The organism is Streptomyces sp. NPDC037203 (genome assembly GCF_055605065.1).
The window spans coordinates 861,334-881,889 of sequence record NZ_JBVJUC010000001.1; the positions used below are offsets into that span (position 1 = coordinate 861,334).

The following is a 20,556-nucleotide window of genomic DNA, read 5'->3' on the forward strand; positions in this document are numbered from 1 at the left end:
CAGTCTCCTCGGGGTGGGGGAGGGGTGGGGTTTGCGGGCTTTCTGTCGGGAAAGGGGTGTTTTCGGGGTGGGGGGACACTGGCCCCCCCCCCCGCGACCGGCTGGGGGGGGGCCCCCCCCCCCCCCCCCAGGCCGTCACCGATCCGGAAGGCGGTCCCCCCTCCATGCCCCTCGCCATCGGCTCGTACGAGAAGCTGGGTGCCCTGTCCGACGGGGCGGACCTGCTCAACCTCGCCTGGACGCAGGACGAACGGGACCTGCTGGGCGCGGACGTCATGGCGGTGGTGGCGCAGGAACTGACCGCCGAGGTGGCCGAGGGCCTGCCGTACACCGGCGACTACATGGTCAAGGACCCCTACGGCGAAGGCGTACTCGGTCCTGCGGTCGCCGACTTCTTCGGGCGCCCCGGCTGGTCCGCGTCGGTGACCTGCGGCGCCGGCGTCGGCCCGCTGCTGCACGACCTGAGCCTGCTGGCCGCCGGCGCGACGGTGGAGGTCCTGACCGACGTCTACCCCGACCACCCGCACTGGGTGGCCAGGGCGGGCGGCCGCTGTGTGCCCTTCGGCGCCGGGCCGCCCGGTGACATCGTGCTCCTGGAGCGCCCCGCGCTCGCCGACGACCGCTTCGCCGGTCTCGACGCGGTGCGCGAGCTGTGCGCGGACACCGCGAAGCGGGGTGCGGTGGTACTGATCGACGAGTCCAACGCCAACTACTGCCCCGCCGGGTTCAGCGCGGCGAACCTCGCCGCGGAGGTGCCCAACCTGATCGTCGTGCGCGGACTGTCCAAGGCGTACGGCCTCGGCGGAGTGCGTCTGGGCTACTGCGTCGCGTCCGCCGCCCTGACCGCGAGGGTCCGCGACGCGGTGGCGCCGCTCGGCGCCTCCTCGCTGTCGCTGCGCATCGGACGGCGCGTCCTCGGGCTCGGCGACGTGACCGCCGGTCTGCGGGACCGGATCACGGTGAACAAGCCGTATGTACGCGACCTCTTGGCGGCCGCCGGGCTGCCGGAGCCGGTCGCCGCGGCGGGCGGCCTGCCCTATGTGATCTTCCCCGAGGAGCCGCAGGCGGCGGTGGACTCGCTGCTGTCCCGCGGTGTCCAGGGCAAGGTGCAGCCGGTGTGGTCGGCCCGGACCGGCGCTCTCGTCGGGGTGGGCCGGCTCAGTGTGCCGCTCGCCGCACACCGGCTGGCCGGACTGGAATCCCGCCTGGGCCGCACGGCCACCCCCTGAAGGGCGCACGGCACACGGGCGGCGCGGCCTCAGAACTTGCTGACATGACGTGACTCCTGCGCGCTCTTGAGGACGGTGGCGAGATCCGCGCCGCCCGCAGAGGCCACCGCGGCCGCGACGGCGCCCTCCACGAAGGGCACGTCGGCGAGGACGACATCCGGGCGGCGGTGGTCTTCGAGGACCGCACGCACCGTCAGCACCGCGCTGCCCAGGTCCGGCACCACGACGACACCGGCCCCCCGGTCCGCCGCGCCGAGCGCCTCGCGGACACGGCGGTAGCTGGTGCCCAGCCCGCCATGGTCGTCACCTCCCGCGACGACGACCGGCACGCGATCCGATCCGATCTGCCCGACCAGCTCCGCCACCCCGTCGGCAAGCTTTACGCTGTGTGACACCAGGACGATGCCGACGGACGGGTTCATGAACGCGTAGCCTAAATACCAGAACATGATTCATCAATACAGAACCCACACCGGAGCATGAGGAAAAGAGCGTGGTGGTTGAGTCGGTCAGGCGTGCCGTTCACATCCTGCGGGAGCTGACGGCCGCACCGCGGCTGGGCGTCACCGAGCTCGCCGAGCGCGTCGGCGTCTCGAAGTCGGCCGTCCACGGCCTGCTGCGCACCCTCGAGTGCGAGGACCTGGTGGGACAGGACCCCGAGTCCGGCAAGTACCGCCTGGGCCCCGCGCTGGTCACGTTCGGCAACGCCTACCTGGACACCCACGAGTTGCGCACCCGCGCGGTGACCTGGTCCGACCTGCTGGCCGCACGGACCGACGAAGCCGTCTGGGTGGGTGTGCTGGTCCGGGACGAGGTGCTGGTGGTCCATCACGCGCCGCGCCCGCGGGGAGGCGTGCAGACGCTGGAGACCGGCGCCAGGCTGCCCTGGAACGCCTGCGCCCTCGGCAAGGCCATCATCGCCTTCTCCGCCCCCGAGGTGCGCAAGCGCGCCCTGGACGGGCCCCTGGACTCGCTCACCGGCCGGACCGTGACCCAACCGGCGGAGCTGACCGCCCAGTTGGAGCGCGCCCAGGACGTCGGCTACGCCCTGGACAGCCAGGAGTCGACGCTGGGGGACGCCGGCATCGCGGCGCCCGTCTTCGACCGCACCGGGGCGGTGGCGGGCGCCATCGGGGTCGTCGGCCCGGTCGAGCGGCTGCTCGCCGAGCCGAACCGGGAGGCGCACGCGATCGCGGCCCGCGAGACGGCACGGAACCTTTCGCGCGAACTGGGAGCGTCCCGAGCCACCGGTCGCCCGACCATTCTCTGAACAGGACATCTCTCCCCCGAAACCCCTGCCCACCAGCGAAAACCGTGGATTGTCGGGCATGGCCATCCCTTGACAGCCGGGGTACGGAAATCTAACTTTCAGGTAATCGTTCAGCGATGGAGAACAGTGTTCTGATCGCGCGGATGAGTTGGCTCAGGTACCGCGTTCGTCATGACCAGGCGTGCACGGGTCTGACGACCGCTCGGTGCGAGCGGCCGCTCATGGTAGGGGGCGTCCTGAAGAGGCTGATCAACACGGCCGCGGCGTTTGCGTCCGACACGCTCACCGCGAGGGGGATCGTCCACCCCGGCGGACCGGGGCACGATCCGGTGCACAGAGAAGTCGCCGGCCCGGCTCCCGTCTCCGGCGCAACGACGCGCTCCTCCCCGTCCATCTCCCGCCGGGCCCGGCCGAGTTGTTCGCGGTCGCCGTACCGGGCACGGCCGGGCCGTCCCTCGTCCAGACCCTCCCGCAGACGCCGGCCGGCCCTGGCGTCAGCGGGTCGGGCGCGGCGGACGTGCCCGTCACCGTCCGCCGCGCCGGCTTTCGCCTCCTCGACCTCTGCACGACACCGGTGAGCACCCCGGCGCCGCGCCCCGGCTGCCGCGGGTGGCACAAGCTGACGACCACACATGCACGGGAGGACGACCGTTGGACCCCGCACGGATACACGAGTGGCTGTGCACGACGGCAGCGCTCATCGACCAGGAGAAGGACCGGTTGACCGACCTGGACGCGGCCATCGGCGACGGTGACCACGGCGTCAACATGCAACGCGGGTACGCCGCGGTCGTGCGGTCCCTCCAGGCGGGCGGAACGGACGACGCGACGGCGGGCCGGCTTCTGGTCGCCGCGGGCGACACCCTCGTCTCGTCCATCGGAGGGGCCTCCGGACCGCTGTTCGGCAACTCCTTCAAAGCCCTGGGCAAGACCCTCGACTCTCCCGGACCCGAGACCGACGCGCACCGGCTCGCGGCAGCGCTCGCCGCGGCCCGTGACAGCATCCAGCGCCTGGGCGCCGCCCGGCCGGGCGACAAGACCATGTACGACGCGTACGGGCCGGCCGCCGACGCGTTCGCCCGCGAGGCCGCGGCCGGAGCCGGACTCGCGGCCTGCGCGCGGGCCGCGGCCACGGCTGCCGCCGAAGGGGCGCGCGCCACCGAGCCGATGCAGGCCCGGCGCGGCCGGGCCTCCTATCTCGGCCTGCGCAGTGTCGGCCATCAGGATCCGGGCGCGGCCTCGACCGCGCTGGTCTTCCGTGCCCTTGCGACCGCCTTGGAGGCCAAGTGACCCGGTACCCGCAGACCGTCTCCCCGTTGCGGCAGACACCCGCTCCCGGCGCCGCACGTCTGCCCGAGGCGCCGGTGCCCTACCCGCAGTCCCAGGCGACGACACCGGGCGCCGGCCGTTTCGCCTGGCTCGCCCCCATGGCGCTGTGGCCGCTGGCCCGTCCCTACCTCCCGCGCCCCGCGGCGCGGCCGCAGGGTGGCGGCACCCAACGCGCCGACGACGAGGCGATGTTCGCCGCGATCGTGTACGTCCTGGTGAGCGGGGTGCCCTGGCGGGCGCTGCCGAAGACGTTCACCGTGTCCTGGCAGAACACCCACCGCCGTTTCACGCAGTGGAGCGAGGCAGGTCTGTGGAACCGCATCCGCGAGTCCTCCCGCAGGCCGCAGATGCCCGGCCACACCCGCCAGTGGGCCGACATCATCGGCGCACTGGCCGAGGAGCGGCTGAACCGCACCGCGCCCGCCCCCGCCCGGACCCCTCAGGCGCAGCCGATGCGCGGCGAGGGTCTCAACCCCCGCATCCGGCTGCATCAGCCGGGCGACCTCACGGTCCGTCTGTTCGGCCCCACCCGCGCACCGGCGCAGACCGCGGGCCAGGCACTGCGCCGGGCCCAGTGAGGACCGCCGGGTGGGGGGTGCCCCGGACGGCGCCGACGACGTTCCGTGCGCCGTCCGCCCGACGCCCCGTCAGATCCGGTTTCCGCCGGGTACGTCCGACAGAGAGTGTGGTCCCTCCCCGGTGAACGCCCCTGCACCGATGTCCCTCACCGACTTCCGCGGCCGGCTCGACCGTGTGATGGCCGAGAACCCGCGGCGGCACGTCGTCGTGCTCGCGCTGGACGGTGTCAACCTCGCTGCGGCGCGCCCCTGTTGGCCGTCCGCCGACGTCCGGCTGATGCGTGCGGTCTCCCCGACGACGTCCTCCGCCTGCTGGCTCAGCTCCCTGACCGGACTCGGCGTCGACGACCACGCGGTGCCCGGAGTGGTCTTCTCGGCGCCCCCGGGCGGCCCCGAGCTGATCAATTTCCTCGACTACCACGGCGCCGGCCTGACCCCGGCCGCCGACAACGTCTTCTCCGACGCGGCCCGCCGCGGCCGGACACCGCTCGCGGTGCTCGGCGACATGGAGCACTACGGTTCCGCCTGGCGCGACGCCCTGCTGGCACACGCCCACCCGCTCGCGGGCCACTCCTTCTACACGGAGCACGGCGCCTACCGCGGGCGGACGTCCGCCGAGGTGACCGCCCGCGTCCGCACGGCGGTCGAGGAGGCACTCGCCCGGCACGGCGGCGGACAGCCCTGCCTCCTGTGGTGCTACGTGGAGGTCGACCAGCACGTGCACCGGCACGGGTACGACACCCACACCACCGAAGTCCTCACGGCTCTGGGCGCGTTCGCCGACGCGCTGGTCGCGCGGGGCGTCGTGGTGGTGGCCCACGCCGACCACGGTCTGGTGCCCACGGTGCACGACCCCGCGCTCGCGGACCTGCTCGACCACATGGGACAGCGGCACGGCTTCACGATGGGCGGCGCCGGACGCATGCGCTGGCTGTATCCCGAGGACCGCGACGGCGGCCCCGGCCTGTCCGCACGACTGCGCGCGGCGCTCCCCCGCGATGTGCGGGTCATGCCGGCGAACCGGGTCTTCGCGCCGGGCTCGGCCGCACGGGACCGGGTCGGCGACATCCTGCTGGTGGCCGAGGGGGAGAAGTTCCTCACCGATGCCGCCTACCGCTACGACCACGGCTCCTTCGCGCCCGAGGAGACCGACACCCCCTTCGCCGTATGGCGCTGAGCACGACCGGTAGCCGCCCATTCCGGCCTCAACACCCCTGTCTCACGTGGCGGTTGACGGCATGAGCGGCCGTGCTGAACGCTGAGGCGAGAAATTTCCCAGGAGGTAGAGCGATGAGTACAAGTCTGACCGGTTGCCTGGAGGAGATGGATCGCCGCGGGCTCATACCGGCGGACTGCCTCGCGGTGTGCTGTGTGGGTTCGGTCGCCCGCGGCTGGTCCAACGAGTCCAGCGACTACGACTTCAACGTCGTCTCCTCCACCCCGTGGACCGGTGACAGCGCGCGTACCATCCCCGTGCCGCTGCAGCCCGGTGTCGTGCCCGCGGTCGTGCTGCACGTGGACGGCCGCCGCTGGGAGATCAAGTACTGGCTCGACAGCCAGGTCCAGCAGATGATCGACAAAGTCAGCTGGGAACAGTTCGAGGCCGGCAGCTCCACGGCCAAGGCGCTGATCGACGCCGAGGAGCTGTTCCTGGAGCGGATGAGCACCTGCCTCACCCTCAGCGGTGCCGCCTGGGCCGACGAGTGCCGGCGCAAGGTCGAGAAGTCCGCCTTCCGGGCCTTCGTGACCACCCGCTCGCTCGCCGAGGCCGACTCCTCCATCGAGGACGCCGGCGGCCAGCTCGCCGCGGGTGACTTCGACAGCGCGGTGCTGTCCGCCCGCAAGGCGCTCGGGCACACCGTGGACGCCCTGCTGGAGAGCAAGGGCAACTTCGGCTCCCGCACGCCGAAGTGGCGGGCACGCCGGTTCCGCGAGGCCCGGCCGGACGCGCTGGCGTTCGAGGAGTACTGGGCCCTGGAGACCATGCGGTCCTTCGATCCCGACCAGCCCCAGGTCTGGGTCAACCTCGTCATCCAGCGGTGCCGGGACCTGACCATGGAGGTCGAGATCTCGTGACGGCTCATCAGGACGTCAGACCGCTCGAACCGGCGGCGGACCGGCGCTCCTCCTCCGCGTTCTGGCGGTACTGGACCGCGTCCACCATCAGCAGCACCGGGGACGCGATCACCACCGTCGCCCTGCCCCTGGTGGCGGTCGGGGTGCTGCACGCCTCCAGCCTCCAGGTCAGTTTCCTGACCGCGGCCCAGTACGCCGCCTGGATCGCCATCGGCCTGCCCGCCGGGGTGATCGTGCAGCGGCTGCCGTTGCGCGGTACGCAGGTCGCGATGGACCTGGTCCGGGCGGCGGCCCTGGTGTCGGTACCGGTGGCGGCCGCGTTCGGCGTCCTGCATCTGGCCCAGCTGGTCCTGGTGGCACTGGTGATCGGGCTCGCGACGGTCCTGTTCGACGTGGGCAACTCGACGTTTCTGCCGTCGATCGTCAGCAAGGAGGAACTGACCGCCCGCAACAGCCTGACGTCCGCCTCGGTGTCGGCCACCCAGTTGGGCGGCCCCTCGCTCGGCGGTCTCCTGGTCCAGATCTTCGGCGGCGCGCTCACCCTCGTCTTCGACGTCGTCAGCTACGTCGTCTCCGCGGTGCTGCTGCGCAGCCTGCCCCGGCCCGCCCCCGTCAGGTCCGGGGGGCCGGCGGAGTCGATGGTGGGGCAGATCAAGGAGGGCTGGCGGTTCGTCACCCACCACAAGGTCATCCGCCCCTGCGTCGCTGCGGCCACACTGGCCAACTTCACCTGCGGCGCCTTCCTGGCTCTGCTCCCGGTCTTCCTGGTGCGCACGCTCCACACACCGGCGGGACTCGTCGGTGTGCTGATCGCCATGGAGGGGCTCGGCAGCCTCCTCGGTGCCACGCTCACCCCGCGCCTCGCCGGCCGCATCGGCAGCGCCCGCACCATCCTGGCCTCCACCCTGTTCGGCGCGTCCGTCGCGCTGCTGATGCCGCTCGCGGGCGGTGGCTGGGGACTGCTGCTGTTCGCGCTCGGCAACCTGGGCTTCGGCGCCAGCATCGTCGTGCTCAGCATCCTCACCCGCACGCACCGGCAGACGGTCACCCCGCCGGAGCTGCTGCCCCGCGTGATGGCCACCGTCCGGTTCATCTCCTGGGGGGCGGTGCCGTTCGGCGCGCTCACCGCCGGCGCCACGGCCGGCGCCCTCGGCAACCGGGGGGCGATGTGGCTGATCTGCGCCCTCGCCTTCCTGACCCCGCTGGCCGTGTGGAGCAGCGGCATCCGGCGCATGCGCGACCTGGCGTAGGCGGGCACGGCGCCGGGTTGGTGTTCCGGTGCGCGCCTCGCGCACCGCGCCGGACTCAGCGCCGGATCAGCCCCAGGTCCGTGGCCGTCGCGACCGCGGCTGTGCGGGAGTCGACGCCCAGCTTCGTGTAGACGCGGGCCAGGTGGGACTTGACGGTTCCCTCGGTGAGGTGGAGGCGGCGGGCGACGGCCTGGTTGGAGAGGCCGTCGGCGACCAGGGTGAGCACCTCGGTCTCGCGCCGGGTCAGGGCGGTGCCCGGCGCGCGCAGCCGGTTCATGAGGCGCTCGGCGACCGCGGGGGCGAGGGTGGTGCGGCCGGCCGCGGCGGTGCGTACGGCGGCGGCCAGGTCCTCGGGCGGCGCGTCCTTGAGGAGGTAGCCGGTGGCGCCGGCCTCGATGGCGGGCAGCGTGTCGGCGTCGGAGTCGTACGTCGTGACGACGAGCACACGCGGCGCCCCGGCCCTGGCGGTGATCCGCGCGGTGGCCTCGGCGCCGCCCATGCCCCTGCCGAACTGAAGGTCCATGAGCACGACGTCGACATCGCCCCCGGCGGCGCGGGCGACGGCCTCCTCCGCGGTGGCGGCCTCGGCCACGATCACGAGGCCGGGCTCGGTCTCCAGCACCGCGCGCAGCCCGGCCCGGACCACGGGGTGGTCGTCGGCCAGGAGCAGGCGGATGGGGGTGCGCGGGGAGCTGTCGTCGGTCACGGACGGGCCTCGGGTGTGGGTGTGGGCGTGGGCATGCGGTCGGCGGGGGCGGCGAGCGGGAGCCGCGCGGCCAGGGAGGTGCCGTGGCCGGGCGCGGAGGTGATGGTCAGGGTGCCGCCGAGGTCGTGCATCCGGGCGCGCATGGCCGCCAGGCCGAAGCCGCCGCTCTCCGGGTCGGGCGCGGGCAGCAGCGCGGGGTCGAAGCCGGTGCCGTCGTCGGTGATGTCGAGGGCGGTGTGGTCGCCGCGGTAGCCGAGGGTGATGTCGGCGCCGGTGGCGCGGGCGTGGCGCACGGTGTTGGCGAGGGCGGACTGGGCGATGCGCAGCAGGGCGACCTCGTGTGCCGTGGCCAGCGGGACCGGGTCGCCGGTGAGGTGGAACCGCACGGGAATCCGGTGGTGGGTGCCGGTGGTGGCGCACAGCCGGGCCAGCGCGTCGGCCAGCGTGCCGCCGTCCAGGGCGGGCGGGCTGAGGGCGGCGACGAAACGGCGGGCCTCGGCGAGATTGTCCACCGCGGCCTGCCGGGCCGCCGCCACATGGCCGGCGGCGGCATCGGGCCGGCCGGGCAGGGCGCGTTCGGCGGCGCGCAGCAGCAACTGGATGCTGGACAGGCCCTGGGCGAGGGTGTCGTGGATCTCGCGGGCCAGGCGTTCGCGCTCGGCCAGCACCCCCGCGGTGTGCTGGACCCGGTCCAGGTCGGCGCGGGTGGCGGTCAGCTCCTCGATCAGCCGCCTGCGCCGCTCGCTCTCCCGGTACAGGGCCTCGTACCCCCGCACCACCGCGACCGCGACCGCGGCGCCGAGCGCGGGCCCGATCAGCATGGCCGCGCCGAAGGACCCCTGGTGGGCGGCGAAGCCGCAGACGGCCGCCGCCGCGGTGGCGGCCACGGCCGCGATCTGGGCCCGGCGCGGCAGCAGATGGAGCTGGAGGAAGTACAGCGGGAACGCCACCCACACGGCGTCGGGGGACAGCACCAGCAGGACCAGCCATACGGCGCCCACCACGGCGAGCCACAGCGCCGCGGCCCGCCGGGAGCGGCGGACGGCGGGCAGCGGGGGCCCGGCCGCGTAGACCCCGGCGCACGCCACGGCGGCGGTGACGGCGGGCCAGGCGGCGGCCCGGCCATCGGTCACCGCCCGCCAGGCGACCAGCGTGAGCAGGCCGACGACCAGGAGGTGCAGACACCAGGACAGGGCCCGAGCGGTCGGGGTCGGAGCGGGGGAAGCGGTGTTCACAGTGCCTTACAGGCTACGAGAGGCTCCAGGCCGGCGGCCTCTGTCGAAAGGTGGAACCCGCGTCCCGCCTTCCGGCCCGCGAAATGCCGTCCCGCGCCGGACGCGCGCACGGGGGGCCGGCGGCGACGGTGGGGGCCTACCGCTTCCACCACTGGAGAGGACAGCCGAGGCCGTGTTCGTCGCCTGGAGAGACCTGGGGTTCGCCAAGGGGCGCTTCGCCCTGATGGGAACCGTCGTCGTACTGATCACCCTGCTGGTGGGGCTGCTGTCCGGACTGACGGCCGGGCTGGGCCGGCAGAACGTGTCGGCGATCACCGGCCTGCCCGCCACCGAGATCGCCTTCCAGGCGCCCGCCGGCGGCCAGGGTCTGTCGTACGCCGACTCCGCCGTCACCGGGGCCCAGTGGCGGCAGTGGGCGGCGGCCCCCGGCGTCGAGCGCGCCGAACCGCTGGGGATCGGCACCACCAAGGCCACCGCCGGGCAGCGGAGCGCCGGGGTCAGTGTCTTCGGCGTCCGCCCCGGCTCCCCGCTCGCCCCGGCCGGCGGCAGGCTCGACGGGCGTACGGCGGTGCTGTCCACCGGCGCCTCCGACGCCCTCGGCGTGCGCGAGGGCGGCTCCCTCACCCTCGCCGGGCGGCGGCTGACGGTGGCCGCGGTGCGGGGCGACGCCTTCTTCAGCCACACCCCGGTCGTCTGGACCAGCCTCGACGTGTGGCGCGGGACCGCGCCGCCCGCCGGCGACGGGGAACGCCCGGCCGCCACCGTCATCGCCCTCACCACCGATGCCGGGGCCGACCTCGCGGCGATCGACCGGCGGGCCGGCACCAGGACCGTCGCCAGGGCCGACTCGCTCTCCGCGATCGGCTCCTACACCTCGGAGAACGGCTCCCTCCAGCTGATGCGCGGCTTCCTGTTCGCCATCTCCGCGCTGGTCATCGGCGCCTTCTTCACCGTGTGGACCATTCAGCGCGGCGCCGACGTCGCCGTGCTGAAGGCCCTGGGCGCCTCCACCGCCTATCTGCTCAGGGACGCGCTCGGCCAGGCCGTCGTGCTGCTCGTCGCCGGCACGCTGCTCGGCACCGGCATCGCCGCCGCGCTGGGCGCCCTCGTCGCGGGCGGCGCCGTGCCGTTCGTCCTCTCCCCCGCAACGCTCCTGGTCCCGGCCGCGGTGACGGTCGTACTCGGTGCCCTCGGGGCCGCGCTGTCCATCCGCCGCATCACCTCCGTCGACCCGCTGACCGCCCTGGGGAGTGCCCGATGAGCCTGTGCCTGAGCGACATCACCCTCACCTATCCCGACGGCGACACCCGGCTGACCGCCCTCGACCGGGTCGCCCTGGAGGTCCCCCGGGGCAGCCTGACCGCCGTGGTCGGCCCCTCCGGCTCGGGCAAGTCCAGTCTGCTGGCCGTCGCCGCCACGCTGATCACGCCGGACAGCGGCACCGTCACCATCGACGGCGTCCGCACCGCGGGGCTGAGCCGGGCCGAGCTGACCGGACTGCGCCGGGAGCGGATCGGCATCGTCTTCCAGCAGCCCAATCTGCTGCCCTCGCTCACCGCCGCCGAACAGCTCCAGGTGATGGCCCACATCGACGGCCGCTCCCCCGCCGGGGCGCGCGGCCGGGCCATGGCGCTGCTGGACGCGGTCGGCCTCGCCGGGCAGGCCGGGCGCCGCCCCCACCAGCTCTCCGGCGGCCAGCGGCAGCGGGTCAACATCGCCCGCGCCCTGATGAACGACCCCACGGTGCTGCTCGTCGACGAACCCACCAGCGCCCTGGACCACGAGCGCGGCACCGCCGTCCTCGATCTGCTCACCCGGCTCACCCGCGACCGGAACACCGCCACGGTCCTGGTCACCCACGACCCCACCCGCCTGGCGGTCGCCGACCGGATCGCCGAGGTACGGGACGGGAGGCTCGCGGCGCTGGAGTGCCGCCGCGAAGGGTGATGAGGCCGGCGATCCCCGCACGGCCGGCGCCGGTCGGGCTGGTCCCCGCCGGGGAGCCGGCGGGTCCGTGACCGACGCGGTTCAGTTCGCCCGTGTGCCGGCCCGCCGTGTCAGATGGGCGGGGGGCTCGATGCCCTCGGGCAGCGCCGGGTCCGGCTCCGGGGCGCCCCAGGTGGCGCGCAACGGGAGAACGCCGGCCCACAGGCCGAGCCGGGCGTCGTCGCCGTCGCCGTCGTCCGGGGCACCGGTACGGATCTTGACCGACGCCTCGTCCAGAGAGAGGGCGAGCAGAGCGGTCGCGGCGAGTTCCCTGCGGTTCGGGCCGCGGGCGTAGTCCCACTGGCCCGGCGTGGCGTGCTCGGTGAGGCAGCGCAGGCCGGCGAGCTTCTCATCGGCGTCCGTGACCAGGCGGGGCGTGCCGTAGACCATGGCGCTGCGGTAGTTGACGCCGTGCTCGAACACCGAGCGGGCCAGGACGAGTCCGTCGACGTGGGTGACCGTGACGCAGACCGTGGCGTCGGGCGACGCGACCAGGCTGCGGCTGGCGACCGAGCCGTGGAGGTACAGGGTGCCGCCGTCGCGGCCGTAGACGGTCGGTACCACCATGGGCGTTCCGTCGACGGTGACGCCGAGGTGGCAGATGAAGCCGGCGTCGAGTATCGCGTCGAGCCGGTCCCGGTCCAGGCTGCCCTGTTCCCGCAAGCGGCGGTGACGAGTGCGCTCGGTGACCGGCAACTGGCGTTCCGGAGCGGGGGAGTTCATCGGCGCTTCCTGTCTGGATACGGCCGGGCAGTGGTCCTGCGGCCTGAGCGGACAGTGCAGGATGGTACTGATTCCATCGCGCAGCCGCCATGGATCTTCCCGATCCGTTGCGCCAGGCGTGATCGACGACGAAATCCTTCGCTCTCCGCCGGAGAGGCATGCGTACCCGCTCGTCGTCCCCGGAAACGATCGAGGGCCGGTCTCGGATTTCTCCGAAACCGGCCCTCGATCACGACTCTGCCGAGTCGGGACGACAGGATTTGAACCTGCGACCCCTTGACCCCCAGTCAAGTGCGCTACCAAGCTGCGCCACGTCCCGTTGCGGCCTCACGCGGGGTGCCGCGTGATCACGCAGGTCAACCTTACCGTATGCGCTCGGGTGCCTGGCGACGTCGGGGCCGGGGTCATTTGATGAGGGTGTTGGCGACGACCACGATCAGGCCGAGGAGGGCGTCGCCGAGGCCCATGAGGACGGCGGCGGGCCAGGGGCGGGCCGCCTTGCGGGCCGTGGTCAGGCCGAGGGTGAACAGGATCACGATGTTCAGGGTGAAGGCGGGGTATTCGACGCCCTTGGCCGGCCACCATTCCCAGCCCGCGCCGGCGAGCAGGAAGACCGTGGGCAGGACGGCCGCGACCAGCGGCCACTCGTTGCGCAGGGCGCGCAGGCCGTCCCAGCGGCGGTGCGGGGCGCGCTCGGCGATGTAGTGGGCGTAGCCGTGGGCCAGTGCGGAGGCGAGCGCGGTGACCACCAGCCACAGGGCGTCGTAGCGGCGGGTCGCGGGGGTGCTGGCGCCGTAGCGGGTGAGGGCGGCGACCATCGAGCTGGCGAGGACGGCGCCGTAGACCCCGCCGAAGAGGAGCGCCTCGCGGGTGCTGTGCCCGCCGGGGCGCGGCCCGCCCTCCACGTGTGCCCGGCCGTCCGCCGCGGTGGAGTCGGCCATGTCTTCCACGATCACCCCCGCCCCGCGCCCCCGCCAGTCCACGCGGCCCGACGAAGTGTCCTGCGACCAGGGCCGATGCCGCACACTCTGTCGACGGCGGCCGGGGCGCGGGCGCCGTTAGGGTCGGGCCATGACGCACAGCTTCGCGCTCCACATCCCCGACGCCGCCCTCGAACCCGAGCCCCTCGACCCCGGACAGATCGTCTCCGGGAACCCCGAGGTCACCGGGAAGGTGGTCTGGGAGTCGGCGGACGGCCGGCAGCTCCGCGGGATCTGGCAGATCACGCCGGGCGTGGTCACCGACACGGAGGCCGACGAGCTGTTCGTGGTGATCAGCGGCTCGGCCACGATCGAGGTCGAGGACGGCCCGACGCTGCGGGTCGGACCGGGTGACATGGCGGTGCTGCGGGCGGGCGACCGCACGACGTGGACCGTGCACGAGACGCTCCGCAAGGCGTACGCCATCAATCTCCAGGGGGCGCCGGGGTGGAAGGGCCCGCGGTGAAATCCGAGCCGGAGGCGCCCCCGAGGACCGGCGATTTCGGCACCACGGCCCGTTCGGGGCGTTGACAGCACCGCCATGTCCGGACAAAGGTGGCCGGGAGCGGGACGCCGGTCCGGTCCCGTGGGACCGGCGCGGAGAGGCGGGCAGGGTGGAGGAGCTGGGTGTCGCCGTCGTCGGGTTCGGCTGGATGGGCCGGGTGCACGCGCGGGCGTACGCCCGTCTCCCCCACCACTACCCGCGGCTCCCGCTGCGGCCCCGGCTGATCGCGGTCGCCGAGGAGGTGCCGGGCCGGGCCGAGGAGGCCGCCGGGCAGTTCGGGTTCGCCACCGCGACCCGCGACTGGCGGGAGGTGGCCGCCGATCCCCGCGTCGCGGCGGTGAGCGTCACCGCGCCGAACTTCCTGCACCGCCAGATCGGGGTGGCCATGGCCGAGGCCGGCAAGCACCTGTGGATCGAGAAGCCGGTGGGTCTGTCCGCCGGGGACGCCCGTGCCGTCGCCGACGCGGTCGCGCGCGCCGGGGTGCAGGGCACGGTCGGCTTCAACTACCGCAACGCGCCCGCCGTGGAGGCCGCCCGCGATCTGATCGCGGCGGGCGGGATCGGCACCGTCACCCATGTCCGCATCCGGCTGTTCAGCGACTACGCCGCCCACCCGGACACCGCCCTGACCTGGCGTTACGAGCGTGAGCGCGGCGGTCGGGGGGTGCTCGGCGATCTGGCCTCGCACGGCGCCGACCTGGCCCGCTTCCTGCTCGGCGACATCACCGCGGTCACAGCCGACACCGCGGTCTTCGTCCCCGAGCGCGCCCGCCCGAGCGGTGCCGCCACCGGTCACGCCCGCGCCGGCGGCAGTGAACGCGGCCCCGTGGAGAACGAGGACTACGTGGGCTGTCTGCTGCGCTTCGCCTCCGGTGCCCGCGGCGTCCTGGAGGCCTGCCGGGTCTCGGTCGGCGAGCAGAACGCCTACGGCTTCGAGGTGCACGGCACCAGCGGGGCGGTCTTCTGGGACTTCCGGCGGATGAACGAACTCGCGGTCAGCCGGGGCTCCTCCTTCCAGGACCAGCCGGTGAGCACCGTGTACGCCGGGCCCGGCGACGGCGAGTTCGCCGCGTTCCAGCCGGCCGCCGCCAACGCGATGGGCTACGACGATCTGAAGGTCGTCGAGGCCCACCGGTTCGTGCGCTCCATCGCCGAGGGCAGACCGTACGGCGTGACGCTCGCGGACGCGGTGCGCACCGCGGTCCTCCTGGACGCGATGGCCGAGTCCGCGGCGAGCGGCGACTGGGTCCGTCTGTAGGCGAGTCGCCCGGCGCCCGTCGTCCTTGAGAGCCCTATCGTCCGACCCCTGAGGAGCGGCAACACCCATGCGTATCGGAATCCTCGGCCTCGGCCGCATCGGTGCCTTCCACGCCGAGACCCTCTCCGGGCTCGACGCCGTCGAATCGCTCGTGTTCGCCGACCCGTGCGCGCAGGCCGCGGCGGCCGCCGCCGAGCGGTTCGGGGCCGAGGTCGCGGATTCGCCGGGGGCGCTGCTGGCCGCCGGGGTGGACGCGCTGGTGGTGGCGGCGGCCACGGACGCCCATCCCGCGCTGATCCGGGCCGGTGTGGCGGCCGGTGTCCCGGTCTTCTGCGAGAAACCGGTGGCCCGCACCGTGGCGGAGGGGGTGGCGGTGCGCGACGGTGTGCGCGGCAGCGGGGTGCCGGTGCAGATCGGCTACCAGCGCCGCTTCGACGCGGGCTTCGCCGCCGCGCGCGCCGCCGTACGCGCGGGCGAGCTGGGGACGCTGCACACCGTGCGCTGTACGACGCTGGACCCGGCGCCGCCGCCGGCCGCGTACATCGCCGCCTCCGGTGGCATCTTCCGGGACTGCTCGGTGCACGACTTCGACGCCATCCGGTGGGTGACGGGCCGCGAGGTCGCCGAGGTCTACGCGGTCGGCGGCAACCGGGGTGCCGACCACATCGCGCGGGCCGGTGACGCCGACACCGCGGGCGCGGTCCTCACCCTGGACGACGGCACGCTCGCGCTGGTCTCCAACTCCCGCCACAACGGCCGGGGTTACGACGTCCGCATGGAGCTGCACGGCAGCGCGGACGCCGTCGCGGTGGGCCTGGACGACCGGCTGCCGCTGCGCCCGGTCGGGTCCGGGGGCAGCTTCCCGTCCGGTACCCCGCACGCCTTCTTCATGGACCGCTTCGCAGACGCCTACCGCGCCGAACTCGCCGCCTTCACCGAGGTGGTGGCCGGCACCAGGCCGTCCCCGTGCACCGTCGAGGACGCCCTGGAGGCCGGCTGGATCGCGGAAGCCTGCACGCTCTCCCGCGCCGAGCACCGCCCGGTGCCGGTCGCGGAGGTGCGGCGGGGCTGACGCGCGCGGTACCGGGGGGCTTCGTCAGCCCCGCGGTACCGGGGGGCTTCGTCAGCCGCAGTACCGCACCAGCCATTCGTCCGCGTGATACCGGTCGCGGGCCGGGTCCGGCAGGGTGGCCGGACTGGTCTCGACCGTGTCCTCGGGACGTATCCGCTCGGGCAGGGTCCCGAAGCGCTCCCGGCGCCGGGCCGCCGCCTCGGCGGGTTCCGGAGCCGTCTCACGAGGTTCCGTACGGTGTGTCATCCTCGTCCTCCCGTCTGCGCGGGCGCCCCCGTTCACCTCAACAACGCCCGCGTGCCTCCGGTTGGTTCCCGGCGGCGCCTGGCGTGAATCCGTCAGGGTTGCGCAGGAACGGCGTCCGCGCGGGTCGCGCGGGAACGGCGCCCGGCCCCGGCGTCATGGCCGGCAGTGCCGGGGCGGTCCCGCGTGTGCAGGAGCCGACGAGGAGGAGGGCGGCGATGTCCTCGCGGGTCGGCGCCCAGCGGACGAGACGGGCGATGAACTCCCATACGGCAGCGCGGCGTTCGGGCGGGACGCCGGTTCGGTCCTGCGGACGCGCAGCACCTTCCGTGCGCCTCGCCCCTTCGCTGCTCACGCCCCGCAGGACCGCAGGAACCGCCGCGTGCGCACCGCGATCGGCAGCGGCTTGTCCGGCTCGCACGGATACATGTCCTGTTCCACGATGGCGAAGAGATCCACTCCGAGCTTCTGCGCCGCCTCCAGCACAGGTCCCAGCTCCGGTACGCCGTGCGGGGGTTCGCGGAAGACTCCGCGCGCCACGGCGGGGCCGAAGGGCAGCCCCTGCGCGACGGCCTCGGCGAGGACGGCCGGGTCGACCTGCTTGAGATGGAGATAGCCGATGCGCTCGCCGTACGTCTCGATCAACTCGACGCTGTCGCCGCCGCAGTAGGCGTAGTGGCCGGTGTCCAGGCAGAGGCCGACGGCGCCGGGGTCGGTCGCGTCGAGGAAGCGCGCGACATGGGCCTCGGTGTCGATATGGGTGTCGGCGTGCGGGTGGACGACGATGTCGAGGCCGTACGTCTCCTTCACCCGGCGGCCCAGCCGCTCCATGCCGCGGGCGAGGTGGCCCCACTGCTCGGCGGTCAGCTCGGGCGGCTCCAGGATCTCGGCGGTGCGGTCGTCGCGCCAGAAGGACGGGATCACCACGAGGTGCCGGGCGCCCATCGCCTGCGTGAGCGCGGCGACCCGGCAGACGTGGGCCCAGGTGTCCGCCCAGACGGCGGGGCCGCGGTGCAGCCCGGTGAAGACCGTGCCCGCGGAGACCTTGAGCCCGCGGCGGCCCACCTCCTCGGCGAGCCGCGCGGGGTCGGTGGGGAGGTAGCCGTAGGGGCCCAGTTCGATCCAGGCGTAGCCGGCGTCGGCGACCTCGTCCAGGAAGCGGTCCCAGGGCACCTGCCGGGGGTCGTCCGGAAACCAGACGCCCCAGGAGTCGGGGGCGGAGCCGATCCGGATGCGGTCGAGGTCGTGCGGCATGGTCACGTGGTCCCTTCGGGGGGTGATGCCGGCGCGGACGTGAAGGGCGCTGCTGCGTCGGGTACGCGATACAAGTGCCCGCCAGGGCCACTGTCAAGTGTTTGTCCGGACATGGCCGTGTTCCAGAGTTTCGCCGCGGGATCGCGGTAAAGCCATGATTTACCGTCCCGGCCGCCGCCTTAACCGCACGCAAAGCCCGCTTATATGACTTATAAATTCACCCTGTTTCACCACCCCGTCGCACCTCGGGTAGTGAAGAGGGCGCGTATTTCACGCCCCTTATCGGATCCGGCCAGAGGTGGGTCATAATTGGCCGGAGAATTCACCGGCATGGCAGCCGCACCAGCCGAGGGACATACTGGCGTCGTGCCACTCCGCTCCCGGACCGGATGGCCGGAAAGGCCGCAACGGTGGATTCGGAAACGCTGCTTTCGTCGATGTTCACGGCCGAGGGGAAGGAAGACCCCTATCCGGCTTTGGCCGAACTGCGCCGTATCGCTCCCGTCTATTACCACGAGACGCTCGACACCTACTTCCTGACCCGGTTCGCCGACTGCCAGCAGGTGCTGAGCGATCCCTCCTGTCTCACGCCGGATCTCACCTGGTGCGAAACGGAGTTGCCCGACTGGCGCGAGCATCCGGCCGCCGTGTTCTTCTACTCCTCGCTGCTGCGCGCCAACGGCACCGATCACGTACGGCTGCGGCGGCTGGTGGCCGACCGGTTCAGCGCCCGCCGGGTCGCCGCCCTCACCGATCGCATCGAGACCACCACCGCCGCCCTCCTCGACCGGTTCGCCGACGCCACCCGCGGCGGCGCCGCGGCCGATTTCCAGGAACTGGTGGGATACCCGCTGCCGGTGGCCGTCGTGGGCGACCTGATCGGCGTCCCGCACGCCGACCAGGACCGCTTCCACCACTACGGGCAGGACGCCAGCCGACTGCTGGAGCCGGTGCGCACCGACGAGGACTGGAAACGCGCCGACGAGGCGGTGACCGCCCTGCGCGGGTACTTCGCCCGGCTGGTCGCGCTGCGCCGCCGCGAACCCGCCGACGATCTGGTCTCCGCGCTGCTCGCGGTGCGCGAGGCCGACGACGGCAGGCTCGGCGAGGGCGAACTGCTCGACCTGCTGCTGCTGGTGTTCGTGGCCGGGTTCGAGACGACCACGAGCCTGCTCGGACTGACCGTGCACGCCCTGCTCAGCCACCCCGACCAGCTGGCCCTGCTGCGCGAGGACCCCGCGCTGGTGCCCAACGCCGTGGAGGAGTCCCTGCGCTGGGACACCCCGGTGCGGATGACGGAGCGGATCGCCACCCGGCCGCTGACCGTGGGCGGCGTCGCGATCCCGCAGGGGGGCAACATCACCACCGTGCTCGCCGCCGCGGGCCGCGACCCGGCCCGGCATCCGGACCCCGACACCTTCGACGTGCTGCGGCCCGACATCCGGGTGCTCAGCTTCAGCGCGGGCGCCCACTACTGCCTGGGCGCGGCCCTCGCACGCCTCGAAGGCGCCGCCGTCGTACGGCAGGTGCTGGCGCGCTTCCCCGGACTGGACCACGCCCGGCGCCCGGTGCGCCGGGACAGCATCAGCATGCGGGCCTTCACCCGGCTGCCCCTGGTCACCTCGGGCTGAGCGGCCCCGTCGGGCCCCGGCCCACAGAAGGGACGTCCGTGAACTTCCTGCACACCGAACGCGCCGTGCTCGACCGGCTGCTCCCCGGCCTGGACACCGCGCTCGCCGCGCATCCGCTGACCGACCTGGAACGCGCGCCGAGCCCCGCGATCGAGGCGTTCCGCACGGCGGGCGGGCCGGGACTGCTGGTGCCCGCCGAGCACTCCGGCGCCGGAGCCACGGTGCTCCAGGCGGTCCGGGCGCAGCGGGCCGTCGGCGCCCGCTGCCCGTCCCTCGCGGTCGCCACCACCATGCATCACTTCTCCGTCGCCGGACTGGTGGAGACCGCGAAACACGGCACCGGGATGGAGGGCCTGCTGCTGACCGCCGTCGCCAGGGAACGGCTGCTGCTGGCCTCCGGGTTCGCGGAGGGCAACACCGGCCAGAACATCCTGCGCCCGCACATCCGGGCCGAACTGCGCGGCGGGCGCGTGGTGTTGAACGGCAGCAAGAAGCCATGCAGCCTGTCCCGTTCGATGGACCTGCTCACCGCCTCCGTGGCGCTCACCGGCGAGGACGGGGTGGCGCGCCTCGCCGTGGCGCTGGTACCGGCGAAGACCCCCGGACTGAGCGTGCGGCCGTTCTGGGGCAGCCCGGTGCTGGCGGGGGCCGAGAGCGACGAGGTGGTGCTCACCGAGGTGCAGCTCGATCCGCAGATGGTCGTCGCCACCGAGGTCACGGCCGACGCGGTGCCCGACGCGCTCAATGTCGCGGGCTTCCTCTGGTTCGAACTCCTGCTGACCGCCGGGTATCTGGGGGTGATCAGCGGCCTGGTCGAGCGGGTGCTGACCAGACCCGGCGGCTACGGCGGCGATCCGACGCCGTTCCTGGTCGATGTCGAGGCCGCCATGCTCGCCGTGGAGGCAGTGGCGACGGCCATGGAGACCGAAGCGTGGGACGACACGCTCCTGGTGCGGGCGCTGCACGCCCGGTACGCGGCGCAGGACGCCATCGCCCGCACGGCGCCCCGGTGTCTGTCCGCCCTCGGCGGGATGGCGTTCATCGGCTCGCCCGACGGCACGTACCTCGCCTCGGCCGCGACCGGGCTCGCCTTCCATCCGCCGTCGCGCGCCCGCATGGCCGAGCCGCTCAGGGAGCACCTCGACGGCGCCCGGCTGCGCATCGGCTGAGCGGCGCCGTGCGCACGGGCTCCGGCCGCCAAGACCAGCCGGCGACACCAGCCGCCGATCCC

General features: G+C 73.6%; 21 protein-coding genes and 1 tRNA gene. 14 read left to right on the top strand and 8 right to left on the bottom strand.

Annotated features, from left to right (window positions below):
* The first annotated feature begins 164 nt into the window (after nucleotides 1-164).
* Entirely contained in the window at nucleotides 165-1,229 is a 1,065-nt protein-coding gene (locus ACZ7EC_RS03600; RefSeq protein WP_471057266.1) for an aminotransferase class I/II-fold pyridoxal phosphate-dependent enzyme, read from the top strand.
* 29 nt (nucleotides 1,230-1,258) lie between these two features.
* Here ACZ7EC_RS03600 and dhaM read toward each other — a convergent pair whose 3' ends face one another.
* Nucleotides 1,259-1,678, bottom strand: coding sequence for a dihydroxyacetone kinase phosphoryl donor subunit DhaM (gene dhaM / locus ACZ7EC_RS03605; protein ID WP_471057269.1), 420 nt, complete (start codon nucleotides 1,676-1,678; stop codon nucleotides 1,259-1,261).
* Nucleotides 1,679-1,722: 44 nt separating this feature from the next.
* On the opposite strand from dhaM, the gene ACZ7EC_RS03610 reads away from it, so the two are divergent.
* The 6 genes from ACZ7EC_RS03610 (at nucleotide 1,723) to ACZ7EC_RS03635 (ending at nucleotide 7,732) form a co-directional block, all read left to right on the top strand.
* Nucleotides 1,723-2,499, top strand: a complete 777-nt coding sequence (locus tag ACZ7EC_RS03610; RefSeq protein ID WP_471057272.1) for an IclR family transcriptional regulator — start codon at nucleotides 1,723-1,725, stop codon at nucleotides 2,497-2,499.
* 651 nt (nucleotides 2,500-3,150) lie between these two features.
* The gene (gene dhaL, locus ACZ7EC_RS03615) at nucleotides 3,151-3,789 is read left to right on the top strand and encodes a dihydroxyacetone kinase subunit DhaL (RefSeq protein WP_471057275.1); all 639 of its coding nucleotides are present in this window, start codon (nucleotides 3,151-3,153) and stop codon (nucleotides 3,787-3,789) included.
* Nucleotides 3,786-4,406, top strand: a complete 621-nt coding sequence (locus ACZ7EC_RS03620) for a transposase (RefSeq protein WP_471057278.1) — start codon at nucleotides 3,786-3,788, stop codon at nucleotides 4,404-4,406. The genes dhaL and ACZ7EC_RS03620 overlap by 4 nt, the downstream gene beginning before the upstream one ends.
* Before the next feature lie 139 nt (nucleotides 4,407-4,545).
* A complete protein-coding gene (locus tag ACZ7EC_RS03625) occupies nucleotides 4,546-5,583 on the top strand; it encodes an alkaline phosphatase family protein (protein WP_471057281.1) in 1,038 nt (345 codons plus the stop codon).
* Nucleotides 5,584-5,696: 113 nt separating this feature from the next.
* A complete protein-coding gene (locus tag ACZ7EC_RS03630; protein ID WP_471057285.1) occupies nucleotides 5,697-6,482 on the top strand; it encodes a hypothetical protein in 786 nt (261 codons plus the stop codon).
* On the top strand, nucleotides 6,479-7,732 hold the full coding sequence (locus tag ACZ7EC_RS03635) for an MFS transporter (RefSeq protein WP_471057288.1): 1,254 nt from the start codon (nucleotides 6,479-6,481) through the stop codon (nucleotides 7,730-7,732). Before ACZ7EC_RS03630 ends, ACZ7EC_RS03635 begins: the two co-directional genes overlap by 4 nt.
* A gap of 55 nt (nucleotides 7,733-7,787) precedes the next feature.
* Here ACZ7EC_RS03635 and ACZ7EC_RS03640 read toward each other — a convergent pair whose 3' ends face one another.
* Together ACZ7EC_RS03640 and ACZ7EC_RS03645 are read right to left on the bottom strand one after the other, a co-directional pair.
* Nucleotides 7,788-8,438, bottom strand: a complete 651-nt coding sequence (locus ACZ7EC_RS03640) for a response regulator (RefSeq protein ID WP_471057291.1) — start codon at nucleotides 8,436-8,438, stop codon at nucleotides 7,788-7,790.
* Nucleotides 8,435-9,673, bottom strand: coding sequence for a sensor histidine kinase (locus ACZ7EC_RS03645; protein WP_471057294.1), 1,239 nt, complete (start codon nucleotides 9,671-9,673; stop codon nucleotides 8,435-8,437). The genes ACZ7EC_RS03640 and ACZ7EC_RS03645 overlap by 4 nt, the downstream gene beginning before the upstream one ends.
* 172 nt (nucleotides 9,674-9,845) lie before the next feature.
* Here ACZ7EC_RS03645 and ACZ7EC_RS03650 point away from each other — a divergent pair, with 172 nt between their 5' ends.
* Both ACZ7EC_RS03650 and ACZ7EC_RS03655 read left to right on the top strand, forming a co-directional pair.
* Complete coding sequence (locus ACZ7EC_RS03650; protein WP_471057296.1) at nucleotides 9,846-10,934, top strand: ABC transporter permease; 1,089 nt, start codon at nucleotides 9,846-9,848, stop codon at nucleotides 10,932-10,934.
* The gene (locus ACZ7EC_RS03655) at nucleotides 10,931-11,620 is read left to right on the top strand and encodes an ABC transporter ATP-binding protein (RefSeq protein WP_471057299.1); all 690 of its coding nucleotides are present in this window, start codon (nucleotides 10,931-10,933) and stop codon (nucleotides 11,618-11,620) included. Before ACZ7EC_RS03650 ends, ACZ7EC_RS03655 begins: the two co-directional genes overlap by 4 nt.
* 81 nt (nucleotides 11,621-11,701) lie before the next feature.
* Here ACZ7EC_RS03655 and ACZ7EC_RS03660 read toward each other — a convergent pair whose 3' ends face one another.
* The 3 genes from ACZ7EC_RS03660 to ACZ7EC_RS03670 form a co-directional block, all read right to left on the bottom strand.
* The gene (locus tag ACZ7EC_RS03660; RefSeq protein ID WP_471057302.1) at nucleotides 11,702-12,382 is read right to left on the bottom strand and encodes a pyridoxamine 5'-phosphate oxidase family protein; all 681 of its coding nucleotides are present in this window, start codon (nucleotides 12,380-12,382) and stop codon (nucleotides 11,702-11,704) included.
* 245 nt (nucleotides 12,383-12,627) lie between these two features.
* Nucleotides 12,628-12,701, bottom strand: a tRNA-Pro gene (locus ACZ7EC_RS03665).
* 85 nt (nucleotides 12,702-12,786) lie between these two features.
* Nucleotides 12,787-13,323 (bottom strand): hypothetical protein, encoded by a 537-nt coding sequence (locus ACZ7EC_RS03670; RefSeq protein ID WP_471057305.1) that lies wholly within the window; start codon nucleotides 13,321-13,323, stop codon nucleotides 12,787-12,789.
* A 130-nt stretch (nucleotides 13,324-13,453) separates the two neighbouring features.
* Between ACZ7EC_RS03670 and ACZ7EC_RS03675 the strand changes: the two genes are divergently transcribed.
* The 3 genes from ACZ7EC_RS03675 (at nucleotide 13,454) to ACZ7EC_RS03685 (ending at nucleotide 16,197) form a co-directional block, all read left to right on the top strand.
* The gene (locus tag ACZ7EC_RS03675) at nucleotides 13,454-13,828 is read left to right on the top strand and encodes a cupin domain-containing protein (protein WP_471057308.1); all 375 of its coding nucleotides are present in this window, start codon (nucleotides 13,454-13,456) and stop codon (nucleotides 13,826-13,828) included.
* 148 nt (nucleotides 13,829-13,976) lie between these two features.
* Nucleotides 13,977-15,125 (top strand): Gfo/Idh/MocA family protein, encoded by a 1,149-nt coding sequence (locus ACZ7EC_RS03680; protein WP_471057311.1) that lies wholly within the window; start codon nucleotides 13,977-13,979, stop codon nucleotides 15,123-15,125.
* A gap of 67 nt (nucleotides 15,126-15,192) precedes the next feature.
* Nucleotides 15,193-16,197, top strand: a complete 1,005-nt coding sequence (locus ACZ7EC_RS03685) for a Gfo/Idh/MocA family protein (protein ID WP_471057315.1) — start codon at nucleotides 15,193-15,195, stop codon at nucleotides 16,195-16,197.
* A 51-nt stretch (nucleotides 16,198-16,248) separates the two neighbouring features.
* Here ACZ7EC_RS03685 and ACZ7EC_RS03690 read toward each other — a convergent pair whose 3' ends face one another.
* Both ACZ7EC_RS03690 and ACZ7EC_RS03695 read right to left on the bottom strand, forming a co-directional pair.
* Nucleotides 16,249-16,443 carry a hypothetical protein gene (locus ACZ7EC_RS03690; protein ID WP_471057318.1) on the bottom strand — a complete coding sequence of 65 codons (195 nt, stop codon included), beginning with the start codon at nucleotides 16,441-16,443 and terminating at the stop codon, nucleotides 16,249-16,251.
* A 348-nt stretch (nucleotides 16,444-16,791) separates the two neighbouring features.
* Nucleotides 16,792-17,694: a sugar phosphate isomerase/epimerase family protein gene (locus tag ACZ7EC_RS03695; protein WP_471057321.1), complete on the bottom strand. Its 903-nt coding sequence runs from the start codon at nucleotides 17,692-17,694 to the stop codon at nucleotides 16,792-16,794.
* A gap of 437 nt (nucleotides 17,695-18,131) precedes the next feature.
* Here ACZ7EC_RS03695 and ACZ7EC_RS03700 point away from each other — a divergent pair, with 437 nt between their 5' ends.
* Nucleotides 18,132-19,325 (top strand): cytochrome P450, encoded by a 1,194-nt coding sequence (locus ACZ7EC_RS03700; protein WP_471057324.1) that lies wholly within the window; start codon nucleotides 18,132-18,134, stop codon nucleotides 19,323-19,325.
* A gap of 38 nt (nucleotides 19,326-19,363) precedes the next feature.
* A complete protein-coding gene (locus ACZ7EC_RS03705; RefSeq protein WP_471057327.1) occupies nucleotides 19,364-20,494 on the top strand; it encodes an acyl-CoA dehydrogenase family protein in 1,131 nt (376 codons plus the stop codon).
* Nucleotides 20,495-20,556 lie beyond the last annotated feature (62 nt).

Bases quoted from the DNA above. Each gene is read 5' to 3' on its own strand.
- ACZ7EC_RS03600 (WP_471057266.1), top strand. From the start codon at position 165: ATGCCCCTCGCCATCGGCTCGTACGAGAAGCTGGGTGCCCTGTCCGAC.
- ACZ7EC_RS03685 (WP_471057315.1), top strand. From the start codon at position 15,193: ATGCGTATCGGAATCCTCGGCCTCGGCCGCATCGGTGCCTTCCACGCC.
- ACZ7EC_RS03695 (WP_471057321.1), bottom strand. From the start codon at position 17,694: ATGCCGCACGACCTCGACCGCATCCGGATCGGCTCCGCCCCCGACTCC.
- ACZ7EC_RS03660 (WP_471057302.1), bottom strand. From the start codon at position 12,382: ATGAACTCCCCCGCTCCGGAACGCCAGTTGCCGGTCACCGAGCGCACT.
- ACZ7EC_RS03655 (WP_471057299.1), top strand. From the start codon at position 10,931: ATGAGCCTGTGCCTGAGCGACATCACCCTCACCTATCCCGACGGCGAC.
- ACZ7EC_RS03670 (WP_471057305.1), bottom strand. From the start codon at position 13,323: ATGGCCGACTCCACCGCGGCGGACGGCCGGGCACACGTGGAGGGCGGG.
- ACZ7EC_RS03690 (WP_471057318.1), bottom strand. From the start codon at position 16,443: ATGACACACCGTACGGAACCTCGTGAGACGGCTCCGGAACCCGCCGAG.
- ACZ7EC_RS03675 (WP_471057308.1), top strand. From the start codon at position 13,454: ATGACGCACAGCTTCGCGCTCCACATCCCCGACGCCGCCCTCGAACCC.
- ACZ7EC_RS03630 (WP_471057285.1), top strand. From the start codon at position 5,697: ATGAGTACAAGTCTGACCGGTTGCCTGGAGGAGATGGATCGCCGCGGG.
- ACZ7EC_RS03700 (WP_471057324.1), top strand. From the start codon at position 18,132: ATGTTCACGGCCGAGGGGAAGGAAGACCCCTATCCGGCTTTGGCCGAA.
- ACZ7EC_RS03625 (WP_471057281.1), top strand. From the start codon at position 4,546: ATGTCCCTCACCGACTTCCGCGGCCGGCTCGACCGTGTGATGGCCGAG.
- dhaM (WP_471057269.1), bottom strand. From the start codon at position 1,678: ATGTTCTGGTATTTAGGCTACGCGTTCATGAACCCGTCCGTCGGCATC.